The organism is Brevibacterium sp. AGC70, assembly GCF_057334195.1.
In genome coordinates, this window is the sequence record NZ_JBHFIH010000009.1 from 152,754 (window position 1) to 166,434 (window position 13,681).

The 13,681-nt window shown below is 62.7% G+C and carries 11 protein-coding genes; 3 read left to right on the plus strand and 8 right to left on the minus strand.

Going from position 1 to position 13,681, the window contains the following annotated elements; translation table 11 throughout:
* Positions 1 to 48 precede the first annotated feature (48 nt).
* Positions 49 to 831 (minus strand): polyprenol monophosphomannose synthase, encoded by a 783-nt coding sequence (locus ACE03M_RS06140; RefSeq protein ID WP_485933349.1) that lies wholly within the window; start codon positions 829 to 831, stop codon positions 49 to 51.
* A 284-nt stretch (positions 832 to 1,115) separates the two neighbouring features.
* The gene (locus ACE03M_RS06145) at positions 1,116 to 2,069 is read right to left on the minus strand and encodes a metal-dependent hydrolase (protein ID WP_485933350.1); all 954 of its coding nucleotides are present in this window, start codon (positions 2,067 to 2,069) and stop codon (positions 1,116 to 1,118) included.
* A gap of 77 nt (positions 2,070 to 2,146) precedes the next feature.
* On the opposite strand from ACE03M_RS06145, the gene ACE03M_RS06150 reads away from it, so the two are divergent.
* Both ACE03M_RS06150 and secA2 read left to right on the plus strand, forming a co-directional pair.
* Complete coding sequence (locus ACE03M_RS06150; protein WP_485933159.1) at positions 2,147 to 3,862, plus strand: 5'-3' exonuclease H3TH domain-containing protein; 1,716 nt, start codon at positions 2,147 to 2,149, stop codon at positions 3,860 to 3,862.
* A gap of 42 nt (positions 3,863 to 3,904) precedes the next feature.
* Positions 3,905 to 6,166: an accessory Sec system translocase SecA2 gene (secA2, locus tag ACE03M_RS06155; protein WP_485933160.1), complete on the plus strand. Its 2,262-nt coding sequence runs from the start codon at positions 3,905 to 3,907 to the stop codon at positions 6,164 to 6,166.
* 73 nt (positions 6,167 to 6,239) lie between these two features.
* Here secA2 and ACE03M_RS06160 read toward each other — a convergent pair whose 3' ends face one another.
* The 5 genes from ACE03M_RS06160 to ACE03M_RS06180 form a co-directional block, all read right to left on the minus strand.
* Positions 6,240 to 8,963 carry a DEAD/DEAH box helicase gene (locus tag ACE03M_RS06160; RefSeq protein WP_143921671.1) on the minus strand — a complete coding sequence of 908 codons (2,724 nt, stop codon included), beginning with the start codon at positions 8,961 to 8,963 and terminating at the stop codon, positions 6,240 to 6,242.
* A gap of 7 nt (positions 8,964 to 8,970) precedes the next feature.
* Complete coding sequence (tatC, locus tag ACE03M_RS06165; protein WP_485933161.1) at positions 8,971 to 9,798, minus strand: twin-arginine translocase subunit TatC; 828 nt, start codon at positions 9,796 to 9,798, stop codon at positions 8,971 to 8,973.
* A complete protein-coding gene (gene tatA, locus ACE03M_RS06170) occupies positions 9,795 to 10,076 on the minus strand; it encodes a Sec-independent protein translocase subunit TatA (protein ID WP_143921672.1) in 282 nt (93 codons plus the stop codon). The genes tatC and tatA overlap by 4 nt, the downstream gene beginning before the upstream one ends.
* Before the next feature lie 99 nt (positions 10,077 to 10,175).
* Positions 10,176 to 11,063 carry a WYL domain-containing transcriptional regulator gene (locus tag ACE03M_RS06175; protein ID WP_143921673.1) on the minus strand — a complete coding sequence of 296 codons (888 nt, stop codon included), beginning with the start codon at positions 11,061 to 11,063 and terminating at the stop codon, positions 10,176 to 10,178.
* Complete coding sequence (locus ACE03M_RS06180) at positions 11,047 to 12,069, minus strand: helix-turn-helix transcriptional regulator (RefSeq protein WP_485933162.1); 1,023 nt, start codon at positions 12,067 to 12,069, stop codon at positions 11,047 to 11,049. Before ACE03M_RS06180 ends, ACE03M_RS06175 begins: the two co-directional genes overlap by 17 nt.
* A 40-nt stretch (positions 12,070 to 12,109) precedes the next feature.
* Here ACE03M_RS06180 and ACE03M_RS06185 point away from each other — a divergent pair, with 40 nt between their 5' ends.
* Entirely contained in the window at positions 12,110 to 13,234 is a 1,125-nt protein-coding gene (locus tag ACE03M_RS06185; protein WP_485933163.1) for a DUF3866 family protein, read from the plus strand.
* 29 nt (positions 13,235 to 13,263) lie between these two features.
* Here ACE03M_RS06185 and ACE03M_RS06190 read toward each other — a convergent pair whose 3' ends face one another.
* The gene (locus ACE03M_RS06190; protein ID WP_204235663.1) at positions 13,264 to 13,638 is read right to left on the minus strand and encodes an FKBP-type peptidyl-prolyl cis-trans isomerase; all 375 of its coding nucleotides are present in this window, start codon (positions 13,636 to 13,638) and stop codon (positions 13,264 to 13,266) included.
* Positions 13,639 to 13,681: the final 43 nt, after the last annotated feature.

A 13,681-nucleotide genomic window follows, 5' to 3' on the forward strand; every position in this document is an offset into this window, starting at 1 on the left:
CCCCCCCCCCCCCCCCCCCCCCCCCCTTCTTGACTGCCAGGAGCCGCCTCAGCGCCCCCAGGAAGTCGTCCTGCGAGCAGCGATTCGCTCGATGAAGTCTCGAGCCTGACGTCTGCGGCGCGTCAGCCCCCAACCGGCTACCTTGGTGAATGCCTCGGAGATGATCGATCCGCTCATCTTCGATTCGCCCAGTTCGCGTTCGACGAAGACGATGGGAACCTCGGCCACGCGGAATCCGGCCTCGACCGTGCGGTAGGTCATGTCGATCTGGAAGCAGTACCCCTGGGACTGCACTCCGGAGAGATCAAGACTCTGCAGCACCTCTCGCGAATATGCACGGAACCCTGCTGTCGCGTCCTTGACCCCGAGACCCATGACCGCATTGACGTAGATGTTGGCTCCGCGGGAGAGGAAGAAGCGGGAGCGAGGCCAGTCGACGATCACCCCACCCCGAACCCACCTCGAGCCGATGACGAGGTCGGCATGTCCCGCCTGGGCCACAGCCAGAAGTTGCCCGAGGTCCAGAGGGCGGTGAGATCCGTCGGCGTCGAACTCGCAGATGATGTCGTAATCGCGCTCCAGCGCCCATTCGAATCCGGCGATGTAGGCCATCCCCAGACCGGACTTCTCACTGCGATGCAGGACGTGCAGCCGTGGATCGGCGCGTGCCTGGTCATCGACCCAGTCACCGGTGCCGTCGGGTGAGCCGTCATCGACGACGAGAACGTCGACGTCGGGCTGATTCTCGAACAGACCGGCCAGTGTCACGGGAAGAGCGAGTCGTTCGTTGTAGGTCGGAATGACGACCAGAGTCTTAGAAACCACGGCCACAACGATACGCCGAGCGTGGCGGAATATATGAGTCGACACTCTCGCCTTCGGACCACGTTGGGAAACGAGTTATCTAATGACGAGAGTGCCGACTCCATCCCAGCTGCTGTGGAATGTCAACAACGAATCTAGTGGCTGTCGTGATCTTTGCAAAATCTCTCTGACCTGGGGTTACGTTCAAATCTCCAGGTCAGACGCAAGGCAGAATGATAAAAATACTTCGCTTCTCGGCGTGTCGTCTTGAATCTGGCGATCAGGGTCGACCGTCACCGCGTCGACGGGTTCTATGCATCCTCGCGGAGTGCGATGCGAGTCGGCAGCACGACGTCGGGTGAGAGTTCCGGCAGTCCGGGTGTGCCCGAACGCGGATCGGTGCTCCACGCGGCAACGCGTGCATCTGCGACCTGAACGACGAGTCGTTCGACCTGCCAGCGTACGAAGTCAGCGTCGGCTCCGGGGGCGAGGACTCCACCGTCTGGGTTGCCAGCGGCACGGTGAGCGAACCGGGTGGCTGCGTTGAACGCTGCGCGTGCTCCGATTCCGTTCTCGCCGACAACGGCCGAGCGCACAGCAGCCCACGGTGAGCCCTGTGAGTCCGTCCACGACACCTGGGCACCTGCCGACAGCAGCTGCGCCAAAGGCTGCGGCTGCGCGGGATCGAGAGTGATCGCGATGCCTGAGTAGCCCAGCGGCGTGATGAAGTCCTCAGTGACGCTGAAGTTCAGCAGCAGACGGTATCCGTTGCGCTGTGCCAGTGCGGCATGGTCGCGCACACGGTCAAGGACCTCGCCGAGGCGCTGGTTCGATTCGACCTGGATGTACAGTGCCGTCTCCGGCAACGTATCAAGGCGGAGGAAGTCGAGCGCAGCGATGCTCGCTCTGTCCGCGGTCGGGTCCGCCGCTGGAGCGGTCTCGGCGCTGATCTCGGGATACGCGACGATCCTCAGAGTACTGGGCGCGCGTTCACTGAAGTCCCGCACGGCCTCAGCGGTCCCGAGGACGTGCACATGGGTGAAACCGGACTCGACGAGCCGGTCACCGTCGGGAGCGCCCTCGCGAAGAGTCAGCCCCGCGTGAACGAAACCGGGGGTGAGGAAGTCCCCGTCGAGATTGATTGCGTCGGGCTCCGATGCAAGCGCTGCCTCATCGGAGCCGATGAACGAGACCTTTCCGTCCTTCGTGCCCAAGGCGGTCGCAAACGGGTCGACACTGCTGTATACATCTCCACCAAAGTACATAGTCACAGCCGATAGGCTACACCTCTGTGTCCGCGTCTTTGCACTCGAGTCAGGAGTGTCGGGTATCGTCAGCGAGTGTGAAGCCCTTGGTCCTGATCGATACGCCCGCCCTGTACTACCGTGCCTTCTACTCGGTCCCCGATTCGATCGTCAACGACGACGGCCAGCCGGTCAACGCCGTGCGCGGCGTCCTCGACGCGATCGCCCAGATGATTCGCCGATTCGACTCCCCGCGAGTTGTGGCGACCATGGACGCGGATTGGCGACCCGCCTTCCGAACCGCGATCATGCCCGAATACAAAGCGGCCCGGGTCAAAGATGCCGAAGCAGGCACTGAGATCCCACCCGAGCTGGCTGTGCAGCTGCCGATCATGACTCGCGTTCTTCAGTCCGCAGGAATCCCCATCGCCGAGGTGGACGGGACCGAAGCCGATGACGTGATCGCGACTATGGCCGCCCAGTCGCGCACCCCTGTGGTCATCGTCTCCCCCGATCGTGATCTGCTCGCACTCATCGATGAGGCCGCAGACGTCAGTGTGCTTCGACCGCGTAAGGGCGGAGAGTGGGAGGCCATCACCCAGGCAGATCTGCCCGAGGCCTATGGTGTGCCCGATGGAACCCGATACCGTGAGCTCGCCGCGTTGCGCGGCGATCCCTCGGACGGTCTGCCTGGCGCACCGGGGATCGGAGAGAAGACCGCCGCGACGCTGCTCGCGAACTTCGGTTCCCTCGCATCGGTCATCAAGGCCGCAAAGGCCGGTGTGAAGACCGGTGGTCTCAGCCCCAAACGAGCGGCCACGCTGATCGAAGAGGAGGACACGCTCTACAAGACCGTTGAGGTCATGCGGTGCCTGACCGACGTCGCGCATGGGCTCGATCTCGACTCCATACCCGGCGAGCTCGATCGCCCTGCGGTGGAGACAGCAGCCCGTGGTCAGAATATCCGCCGTTCGGTCGACAATCTCATCGCCGCCCTCGGCAGCGCCGACACAGAATCCGGCCCGAAGGCATCGGGACAATCCTTCCCCATGGCCACCGGCACAAGCACGATCACTCCGATCCAGGCGCCTGCTGCTCAGCCTGCGGCCGCGCCGGTTCCGAGCTTATCCGCCGCTGATTCCTGGTCGCAGTCGCGGCTGGTCGGTTTCGATCTCGAGACGACTGGTGTCGACCCGTCGACTGCCAGGATCGTGACTGCTGCATTCGTCGAATCCGTCGACAATTCACGCACCTGGCTCGCCGACCCCGGCGTCGAAATTCCCGAACCGGCGCGAGCTGTTCATGGAATCACCACCGAATTCGCCCAAGCCAACGGCGCTCCGGTGTCAGAGGTGATCGCCGAGCTCTGCACGGTCTTGTCGGATCTCAGATCTGAAGGCGCCGTCGTCGTCGGCCACAATATCGTCTATGACCTCAGCGTCATGGCGGCCGAAGTCAAACGCCATCAGCCCCATATCGACTTCGCGGCACTGCTGCCGACGATCGTCGATACATTTGTCCTGGACAAGCGCATCGAGCAGTTCCGTCGTGGCAAACGGACTCTCACGGAGACGGCCAAACGTTGGAAGGTAACCCTGCTCGACGCCCACGATGCCGCAGCGGATGCCCTTGCCGCCCTGGACATTTCCCGAGCGTTGGCCGAGAGCTCGGAGGAAATCGCGAATCTCACTCGGGCCGATATCATGACCGCCCAGGGCGACTGGAAACGCGCTCAGGCCGCTGACCTGCAGTCTTGGTTGCGCAGAAAGGGCAACGCCGAGGCCGTCGTCGATGGCTCCTGGCCCATGGCCTGAACGATAGAATCAATTGCGACCATCACTCGACGAAGGACGATAATGGGTTTCTTTTCACGACTGCTCAACCGACCCGGCGCACAGGCCGACAAAGCCACGGGATGGTTCGATAAGGCCGCTGACGATATGGCGGCCGCGAGTCGTGAGTGCGCGAAGATGGATGATAGCGAGCTGACAGAGGCCGCTGCCGACATCTTCACCTCAGGCTCCACGCAGGACAACCTCATTCGCTATTGTGCGTTGGCTCGTGAGGCTGCCGAACGGTCTCTCGACGAGCGCGCCTATGACACGCAGATCAAGGGCCTGGTGGGACTGCTGCAGGCGAATATCGTGCAGATGGCCACCGGTGAGGGCAAGACCCTCGTCGGCGCTCTCGCTGCGGCCGGTTATGCTCTGCAGGGTCGTCGAGTACACGTAGTCAGCGTCAACGACTACCTCGCTGTTCGCGACCGGACCTGGATGAAGCCCCTCTTCGACCTCCTCGGTGTTCAGTCAGCATCGATCTCCGGTACTCAGAGTGAGTCCGAGCGACGCGAGAGCTATGGTGCTGAGGTTCTCTATGCTTCCGTGACGGAGGTCGGCTTCGACGTGCTGCGCGATCGTTTCGTCACCGATGACGACCAGATTCGCGTCCCGGATCGTGATGTCGTCATCGTCGACGAAGCTGACTCTGTGCTCATCGACGAAGCACGTGTCCCCCTCGTCCTCGCCGGATCGGCCAGTGTCGAAGACGCCAACGCTGCGATCGCGGCACTCGTCGAGACCCTCGAGCCCGGCGTCGATTACGAGATCAGCCCGGATCATCAGGCGGTCTCGCTCACAGACGAGGGAATCAATCGCGTCGAAGCTGAACTCGATGTCGAGCTCTTCGGTGAAGACGCGTCCGATCTCGCCGCGGTCAACCTGGCCTTGTATGCGAAGTCCCTGGTCAAGCGTGATGTCGACTATCTCGTCGTCGACGGACGGGTCAAACTCATCTCGGCTTCCCGTGGGCGTGTGGCCGAACTGCAGCGTTGGCCAGACGGACTGCAGGCAGCGGTCGAGGCCAAGGAAGGCGTCGGCACCACTGAAAGCGGTGAGATCCTCGACCAGATGACCGTCGAAGAGCTCATCCACGGCTACGAGACCGTCTGCGGTATGACGGGAACCGCGTTGGCTGTCGGCGATGACCTGCGCGAGTTCTACAACCTTGAGATCGTCCCCGTCGACACGCACCTGCCCGTCATCCGCAACGACGAACCTGACAGGCTCTACACGTATCAGGAGTCGAAGGAACGCGCGATCGTCGACGAGGTCGCCGACAACCATGCCAAGGATCGTCCCGTGCTCATCGGCACCTCCTCGGTGGCGGAAAGCGAATCGCTGGCGGCTCGGCTGACCGAACGCGGGATCGATGTTGCGGTTCTCAATGCCAAGGACGATTCGCTCGAGGCTGAGGTCATCGCGGCTGCCGGTGCCCCCGGTGCGGTGACGGTGTCGACCCAGATGGCCGGACGCGGCACCGATATCCGCCTGGCCGATGACAGCGTTGCCGATGCCGGCGGGCTCTTGGTCATCGGTGCCGGACGATACCTGTCCTCACGTCTTGATGATCAGCTGCGCGGTCGCGCCGGACGTCAAGGCGATCCGGGAACATCCGTGTTCTTCACCAGCCTTGAAGATGAGCTGCTGACCCGTGTCCCGGAGATCCAACGTTTCGTCTCCGAAGGAGATGAGACCGGGTGGATCGAGTCGAAGCGGGCGCTGAGTCTCGTCGAACACGCCCAGCGCGTCGCTGAAGGTCAGAACACGGCACTGCATCGCGACACCTGGAAGTTCAATGAGCTCATGGCCAAGCAGCGTGACCTCGTCCTCGCTCGACGCCAAGAGCTGCGCGTCGATGATGAGGCCATCAACGAACTCAAGGGGCGCCTCGGCGATGTGGCGGAGGATCTGGCGGACGAGCATTCGCAGGAGCTCGTCGACGCGACGCTGCGCGAAGTGATGCTGTTCCATCTCGACGCACGCTGGGTCGACCACCTCGCCTTCCTCAACGATCTGCGTGAGGGCATCCATCTGCGCACCTTTGCACGTGAAAAGCCGCATGAGGCGTTCAACACGGAGTCCATCCGCGTCTTCTCCTCGTTCTGGTCCGACGTCATCGAGGATTCAGCGTCGACGGTCGAAGAGGCAGAGTTCACGGAGACCGGAATCGATCTGGAATCGCACGGGCTCAAGCGTCCGTCGTCGACGTGGACCTACCTGACCACGGAGAGCGCGTTCGGCTCCGACATCGAGAACATCGTCAAGAAGGTCAAGCGCTGAACCAGATCCTGCTGCTGAACCAGATTCTGTTGCTCAACCAGATCTCGCTGCTGAGTCCGGACCGATCTGCCGATCAGGAGTCGGCGACGACTCCACGGCGGATCGCTTCGATTGTCCGACGAATGCGCACCGCAGTCTCCGGTTCGGCCACCTCCGCGACCTGACCGAGCAGGTCAAGGCTCTGCTTGGCCCATCGGACGAAGTCTCCGGCTGCGATGTCCGTGCCGCGCAGGGAGTCGGCAAGGTTCTTGCCTTCAGTCCAGCGGTACATCGGCTTGAATAGTCCTCTGTCGGGTTCCTGCGTCGTGGACAGGGCGTGCTGCTCCTCAAGTTGGAACAGCTTGCGCCAGATCGTCACTGCTTCATCTCCGTTGACCTTGAGGTCGCGGCTCGGGGCACGCTCCGGATGGAGGGTGTCACCGCGCCGGGATTGGAAGACGAAGCACGAGGCGAATGCTGCAAGTTCAGGTTCGACGAGGTTGTCCCACAGTCCCGAGCGAATGGTCAGCGCCACCAGCAGGTCGCGCTCCCCGTAGATCCGACGCAGCATATCGGACTGTTCGGGATCAAAGCCCAGCGTGCGCAGGACATCCTGAACTCGTTCGAACACGAGAGCGATCGACGTCGTTCGGCCTTCGATCCGGGCGATGAGCGAATCGTTCTCCTTGACCAGTTTGGCTGCTCGGTTGGCCCACCGGGCGTGCATCTCGCGGTCCGGGCACTCGTGGCAGGGATGGGCTCGCAGCTGCGCGGTCATCTCCGACACACTCGAGCTGACACCAGAAGCACCGGGTGAGGATTCCCATCGGGCCCCTGGATCGACCTTGCCATCGTGTTTGGCATCGTTGAGGATGCCCAACAGCTGCCTCCGATCCCCCGCCTGCCGGTGATTGAACTTCTTCGGCACACGGACCCGGCCCTGCGCCGCCAGCGGTTCGGTCACCTCGTGGGGGCGCAGGTGCCAGACTTTGCCCTGTTCGGTCAGGACCGTCGGCAGCCGCGAACCTCCGTCGCGGGAGCTCATGGGCGCGATGATGACGGCAGTGCCCTCAACTCGCTTCGCGGGCAGGGTGACGACGTCGCCGACCTTGAGTGTACTCAGCGACTCGACGATCTCACGTTGCCGGTTCTTCGACTTGGTGCGAGTCTCCTGCTTCTCGGTATCGCTGATGGCCTGCCGCAGACGCGCATACTCGGCGAAGTCCCCGAGCTCGCACTGCATCGACTTCTCATAGGCTCCGATCGTCGCTTCGTTCTTCCGCACCTTCTTCGCCAGGCCCACGACGGCCTTGTCGGCCTGGAACTGTGCGAACGAGGTCTCAAGGACCTTCGCTGCCTCCGCCGAGCTCATCCGCGACAGCAGGTTCGCCGTCATGTTGTAGGTGGGTCCGAACGCAGAATTGAGCGCGTAGGAGCGGTTGGAGGCGAGTCCTGCGATCTCATTGACTTCGAAGCTGGGGTGCCAGATGACGACGGAGTGGCCGATCTTGTCGATGCCGCGGCGCCCGGCACGTCCGGTCAGCTGGGTGTACTCCCCCGGTGTGATCGAGACGTGGGCCTCACCGTTGAATTTCACGAGCTTCTCGAGGACGACCGTGCGTGCAGGCATGTTGATGCCCAGTGCCAGGGTTTCGGTGGCGAAGACGACCTTGATGATGCCCTGGGAGAAGAGTTCCTCGACGAGCTGTTTGAACTGTGGGATCATCCCCGCGTGGTGGGCGGCGACTCCCAGCAGAAGACCTTCCCTGAATGAGTGGAATCCGAGGATGCCAAGGTCCTCGCTGGCCAGCTCATCGCGCAGCTTTTCCAGTGCGGCATTGACGATGACCTTCTCTTCACGGGAGTTCAGGTCGAATCCCGAGGCCAGGTACTGCTCCACCGCCTCGTCGCAGGCATTTCGGGAGAAGATGAACATGATCGCCGGCAGCATCCCGGTCTCTGCCAGAGAGGACACGACCTGGGTTCGGCTGGGCCTGCGGAACCGGGCACGGGTGGCTCGTTCGCGCCTCGAGCGGGGCCCACCATGGGTCCGGGTGGCATGGTTGAGGGCGGGATCGATCCGGTCGGAGTCGTGGTGAGTGAACAGATCATACATACGGTGGCCGACGAGGACATGATTGACCAGCGGCACCGGACGGTGAGAGGTGGAGATGACGGTTGTGGGCCCACGCACCTCACGCAGCCATGCACCGAACTCCTCGACGTTGGACACGGTCGCCGACAGCGATACCATCTGCACCCGGTCCGGCAGGTGGATGATCACCTCTTCCCACACGGGTCCGCGGAAACGATCGGCGAGGTAGTGAACCTCGTCGAGGACGACGAATCCGAGGTCGGAGAGTCCCGACAGGTCGTTGTAGAGCATATTGCGCAGGACTTCTGTGGTCATGACGATGATCGGCGCATCACGCCGGATCGAGGTGTCACCAGTGAGCAGCCCGACGTTGTCGACACCATGGACTTCCATGAGGTCGTTGAACTTCTGGTTGCTCAGCGCCTTGATCGGGGTGGTGTAGAAGACCCGTTTGCCTTCGTCCCTAGCCAGCTCGACAGCGAATTCCGCAATCAGAGTCTTGCCGGCACCGGTGGGCGCAGTGACGAGGACGTCCTTGCCTTCCTGCAGTTGCGTGCACGCCTCGAGCTGGAAGTCGTCGAGTTCGAAGTCGGTCCTGGCCGCGAACCGCCCCAAGGGGGTCTGCGCCTTCTTCGTCCTATCTCGATAGTCGGCATAGGCCGCCGCAGGACTCAATGGCTCAGTATCTGCCGAGGGGTCGAGCGGGCTCACGGATTCAGTCATGCTTCTCTCAGTCAATCGGTTCGTCGGGGTCGACCCACAGGCCCTGCGCGATGAGCCTCTTCTTACGTCTCCGGTCGCTGAACACGCAGATCACCCATGCCGCACAGAACAGCGTCATCATCGGAATCACGAGGAAGAACATCGACATTGCGTCGGGAGTGGGGGTGGCGATGGCCGCGAACAGGAACACGATCATCACGATCACCCGCCAGGATTTCTGGATCCGTGCGGCCGAGAGGATGCCCATCATGTTGAGTCCGACCATGAGCACCGGAAGAACGAACGCCAGACCGAAGACCACGATGATGACCATCACGAAGCTCAGGTAGTCCTGCGCCGGGATGATGTTCGTACCACCAGCCGGGGTGAACGATGTCAGCGCCTTGACTGCATTGGGAAGGGCGAAGAAGGCCATGGTCGATCCCGCGAGGAACAGTGGAATCGCAGCACCGAGGAAGCCGAGCGAGTAGAGCTTCTCCTTCTTCGTCAGCCCCGGAACGATGAATGCCCAGACTTCGTAGAGCCAGATCGGGCAGGACAGGAAGATGCCGATGAAGAACGACAGTTTGATCTTCAGATCGAACGGGGAGGCGACTCCTGCGAAGTTGATCTCAGCCGTCCGGTCGCCCGAGGCACGGATGCCACGAATCGGCTCCTGCAGAATGTCGAGGACCGGATCGTAGAGGAACCATCCGGCGACGGCACCGAGGGCGATCGCGATCGCCGCGACAAGGAGACGATTCCGGAGCTCGATGAGGTGCCCGACAACGGGCATCTTCCGCTCAGGGTTCTTCTTACGTGCCGAAGACGATCGCCGGTCGTGCTGCTCTTTCACGTCTCGCGAGACTGCGGATCCTGCTTTTCCTGTGCAGGGTGCTCAGGCTTTCGGGCAGCCTCCGCGGTCGACGAGGTGTCGTTCTCCCCTGCCTCGCGGTTGAGCTCGCCAGGTTCGGTCTTCTTGGGCTCGTCATCATCACGGAGGTCCTTGACCTCTGACTTGAAGATCTTCATCGACTGACCCAGGCTTCTGGCCAGCGCCGGCAGCTTGGGTGCGCCGAAAATGATCACGATGATGAGGATCACGATCGCGATCTGCACGAAACTCGGTTTCATGGGGACTCCTTGACTATTGTCTGCTCTGAAAGATTCTACGCCGTGTGGCTGTGCCTTTCATCCTCGCCGCACGGCTGGGGCGATGTGTCACGACCGGCCTCAGCCCAGCCGCGTCAGTGCGGCGTCCACTGCTTCACTGTCGTCGATGTCGGTGATGACGTCGGCATGGCACAGCAGGAATCGACTCAACCAGTCCACGGAGTGGACCAGGAATCTGATTCGCACACTAGGCTCACCATTGGCGAAGTATTCACGCTCGCTCAACTCGAGTTCATCCGCGAGCCATGCGCCCGCTGCCGACAGCGTCATGGTGACTTCCCGTGGACTCGACTGCGCGGTGCTGACGGTCAGCGGCGGATGTGCAGCCGGAATCCAGGAGCGAATGCTGCTCAGGGCAAAACGGCGAGGAGCCTGAGCGGCATAGCACCAGGCATCCAGGTACCAGTCCGCCCCGGGCACCAGCCTGCTGGGGGCGATGATCCGCCGGGTCAGTTCATCTCGGGAACCGACGTAGTAGTCGATCTCGACCGCCGCTTCCGTAGCGATCGCCTGTTTGAGGAACGCCATGAGCTCTTCGTCCGCGGGGATCGGGCTGACCTCGACAGGTGTGTGGAGGTTCTCCCCCGCAGCCAGGCGCAGCTTCGACGCTGCCGTGCGCACCGCCTCGGTGTCGAGCCCGGGCAGGGTGTCGATGAGTTCGAGGGCCAGGACGAGGACTCCCGCCTCTTCGGCGCTGAGTCGGACAGGGACGGAGACCTCTTCAGCATTGGAGATGTAGATCTTCCCGCCCTCCCAGCTGGCGTCGATGAGGTCATCGGGCATGTGGCCGGGGCGACCTGTCACGAACAGGAGCTGCAGGTCATCGATGAGAGTGTCCGAATCGATGTTGAAATAGTCCGCCGTCTCCTCAAGGTCGGCCCCCGGATGGGCATCGAGATACGGGACCAGGCTGAGCAGCCGGGTGAGTCGTTCACGCGCTGAGGACATTACGACCTCCGAGTCGTTCGAGGGACTCTCTGACTGCGTGCCGTCGGTCCTCGACAGCCTGGGCCAGTTCGACCGGGGAGAGCACCTCGACGGCGGTGCCGAAACTCACGATCTCTGCGGCCAGGGATACGGCATCGGTGAACTCGATGATCACGGCATCATCCTCCGTGCGCACCTGTCGTCGGCGCAGCGGGTCCGCACGGTGGGCGCGGATGCGCAGCTTCGCCTCGGCGACGACCGCCATCTCCGTGCTCGAGCTCAGTGCCACATGTGGGGCGAAGTCAGCGGGGATGTCATAGTCGCCAGGGTCCCGTCCGCCGAGCTTCGCCAGTTTGCCCTCGACCCGGGAGAGTCGGAACGTGCGCTGGGCCTGCCGGTCGATGTCGTGGCCCAGCAGGTAGACCCGGTCACCGCGGCTGAGCAGCGCGTAGGGTTCGAGCTTGACCTTACGAGGGCTCTGCCCGGGCTTGTGGTACTTGAAGCTGATCGCCTCACGGGCGTTTATGTGGTGGAGGGCTGTGGCGAAGTTCGCACTGCCCAGCTTTCGTGCCGCAGGCCCCTGATTGGCTTCGACATGCCCAGGTCCTGCCTCGGTGAGGTCGATGCCCAGGGCGCGCAGCTTCGTCAGCGCCTGCGCACTGGACTCACCGAGTTCGGTGTCGGACCAGAACTGTGCGGCAACCGCCACAGCAGCCGCTTCGGAGGGAGTGAGCTCTACGTCATCCATCGCGTAGTCATCGGCGGAGATCCGGTAGCCCGTCTCTCCCACATCTGAATAGGCGTCATGTTCGGCGCGAGTGGCGATCGTGATCCCCATATGCCGCAGAAGCTCCTTGTCGCGGGAGAACTTGCGGTCGAAGGCGATGTCATCAAGTCCCGCGTAGCCGTCGATGGCACTCATCAGGGTCTTCCGCGAGACCCATCCGCGGGCGGCTCTCAGAGCGATCAGCAGGTTCATCAGACGTTCCGTCTGCTGCCTCTGTCTGCTGGGGCGGGGTGTATTCACGATTCCACCGTAACCTAATGCGGGCGATAGTCTTAAGACCATGATTCATTGGCGCAGAGGAACCGTGACCACGATTCGCTCCACCCGGCCAGGATACACAGAGGTCGAGGCCGATATTGACCAGGCGCTGCCGGGCACGACGATCACCAGCATCAAGGCGGTCGCCTATACCGAGGCCGTCGGACATCCGCAGGTCGGGGACACGGTCCTGCTCAATGTCTCGGCTCTGGCCAAACGCTTGGGCACCGGAGGTTTCGGTCTCGTCGTGGCTCTGCCCGATGCACTGCCGACCGACCCGCCCGAGAGGCCAGGGCATCTGGTCAAGGACCGCTACTCCCCCCTGCAGACGATGGTCCTCGGCGTCGACGATCAGGAATCTGAACACCATGAGACCCTGGCCAGGGAAGAGTCTCTGGGTGGGATGCCTGTGCTCGTCGCGGATCTGCATTCGGCACTTCCCGCCATCATCGCCGGCATCCGCACGGTCAATCCCGAACTTCGCATCGCCTATGTCCTCAGCGACGGTGCGGCTCTGCCCGCCAGCTTCTCCCAGGCCGCGGCCGGGCTGAAGGACGCAGGCTGGCTGCACGGAACCATCAGCACCGGCCAATCCTGGGGCGCCGATCTTGAGGCTGTGACGATTCACACGGGTCTGCTCGCCGCCAGGCATGTCCTCGGTGCAGATATCGCCATCGTCGCGCAGGGACCGGGAAATCTGGGAACCGGAACCAAATACGGATATTCCGGCCTCGTCACCGGTGAGCACCTCAATGCGGCCGCTCTGCTGAATGGGACCCCTGTCGGTGTCCTGCGCATGTCCAATGCAGATGCCCGCGGCAGGCATTTCGGAGTCTCCCATCATTCTCTGACCTCTCTGGCCGAGATCGCCCGCCCCGGGATGACGATTCCGGTCCCGGACTTCTCCACCCTCGCCGAGGCTGACCGTCGTGAGATGGACACCGACCCTTCCGTCGTGGCCGAGGTCGCAGCCGCACAGTTGCCGATGCTGCACATGCATGATCAGGTCAGTGTCAGCCTGGAGGGCCTGTGGGTAGGCCTCAAGTCCTCGCCGGTGGGCCTGTCGACGATGGGACGAAAACTGCCCGCCGATGCAGCAGCATTTCTCGCTGCTGCCGCGGCGGGCAGATTGGCTGCCGAGAGCTGAGCCTCGGCAGCCGATTCACTGCTGGCGTCTCAGCGCACGTTCTCCAGATCGCAGACGAAGATCAGGGATTCGCCGGGCTTGATGACGCCGCCGGCGCCCTGGTCGCCGTAGGCCAGGTGCGGAGGAATCTGCAGGGTGCGCCTGCCTCCGACCTTCATGCCCTGGATGCCCTGGTCCCAACCGGAGATGACCATGCCGGAGCCGAGGCGGAACTCGAGCGGGGTGCCGCGGTTGTAGGAGGCGTCGAACTCTTCACCGGTCGAATGGGCGATGCCGACGTAGTTCACGCTCACGGTGTTGCCGGGACCAGCCTCGGCGCCGTCACCGATGATGTCATCGACGATGACCAGCTCGGTCGGAGCCTCAGTCCCGGGGAAATCGACGACTGGTTTCTGCTTGCTCATGGTGTCTCCTTAAGTCGTAGTTCTGTGGTGTCTGTGTTCTCAG

Bases quoted from the DNA above. Each gene is read 5' to 3' on its own strand.
- ACE03M_RS06145 (WP_485933350.1), bottom strand. From the start codon at position 2,069: ATGTACTTTGGTGGAGATGTATACAGCAGTGTCGACCCGTTTGCGACC.
- secA2 (WP_485933160.1), top strand. From the start codon at position 3,905: ATGGGTTTCTTTTCACGACTGCTCAACCGACCCGGCGCACAGGCCGAC.
- ACE03M_RS06160 (WP_143921671.1), bottom strand. From the start codon at position 8,963: ATGACTGAATCCGTGAGCCCGCTCGACCCCTCGGCAGATACTGAGCCA.
- tatA (WP_143921672.1), bottom strand. From the start codon at position 10,076: ATGAAACCGAGTTTCGTGCAGATCGCGATCGTGATCCTCATCATCGTG.
- ACE03M_RS06175 (WP_143921673.1), bottom strand. From the start codon at position 11,063: ATGTCCTCAGCGCGTGAACGACTCACCCGGCTGCTCAGCCTGGTCCCG.
- ACE03M_RS06185 (WP_485933163.1), top strand. From the start codon at position 12,110: ATGATTCATTGGCGCAGAGGAACCGTGACCACGATTCGCTCCACCCGG.
- ACE03M_RS06190 (WP_204235663.1), bottom strand. From the start codon at position 13,638: ATGAGCAAGCAGAAACCAGTCGTCGATTTCCCCGGGACTGAGGCTCCG.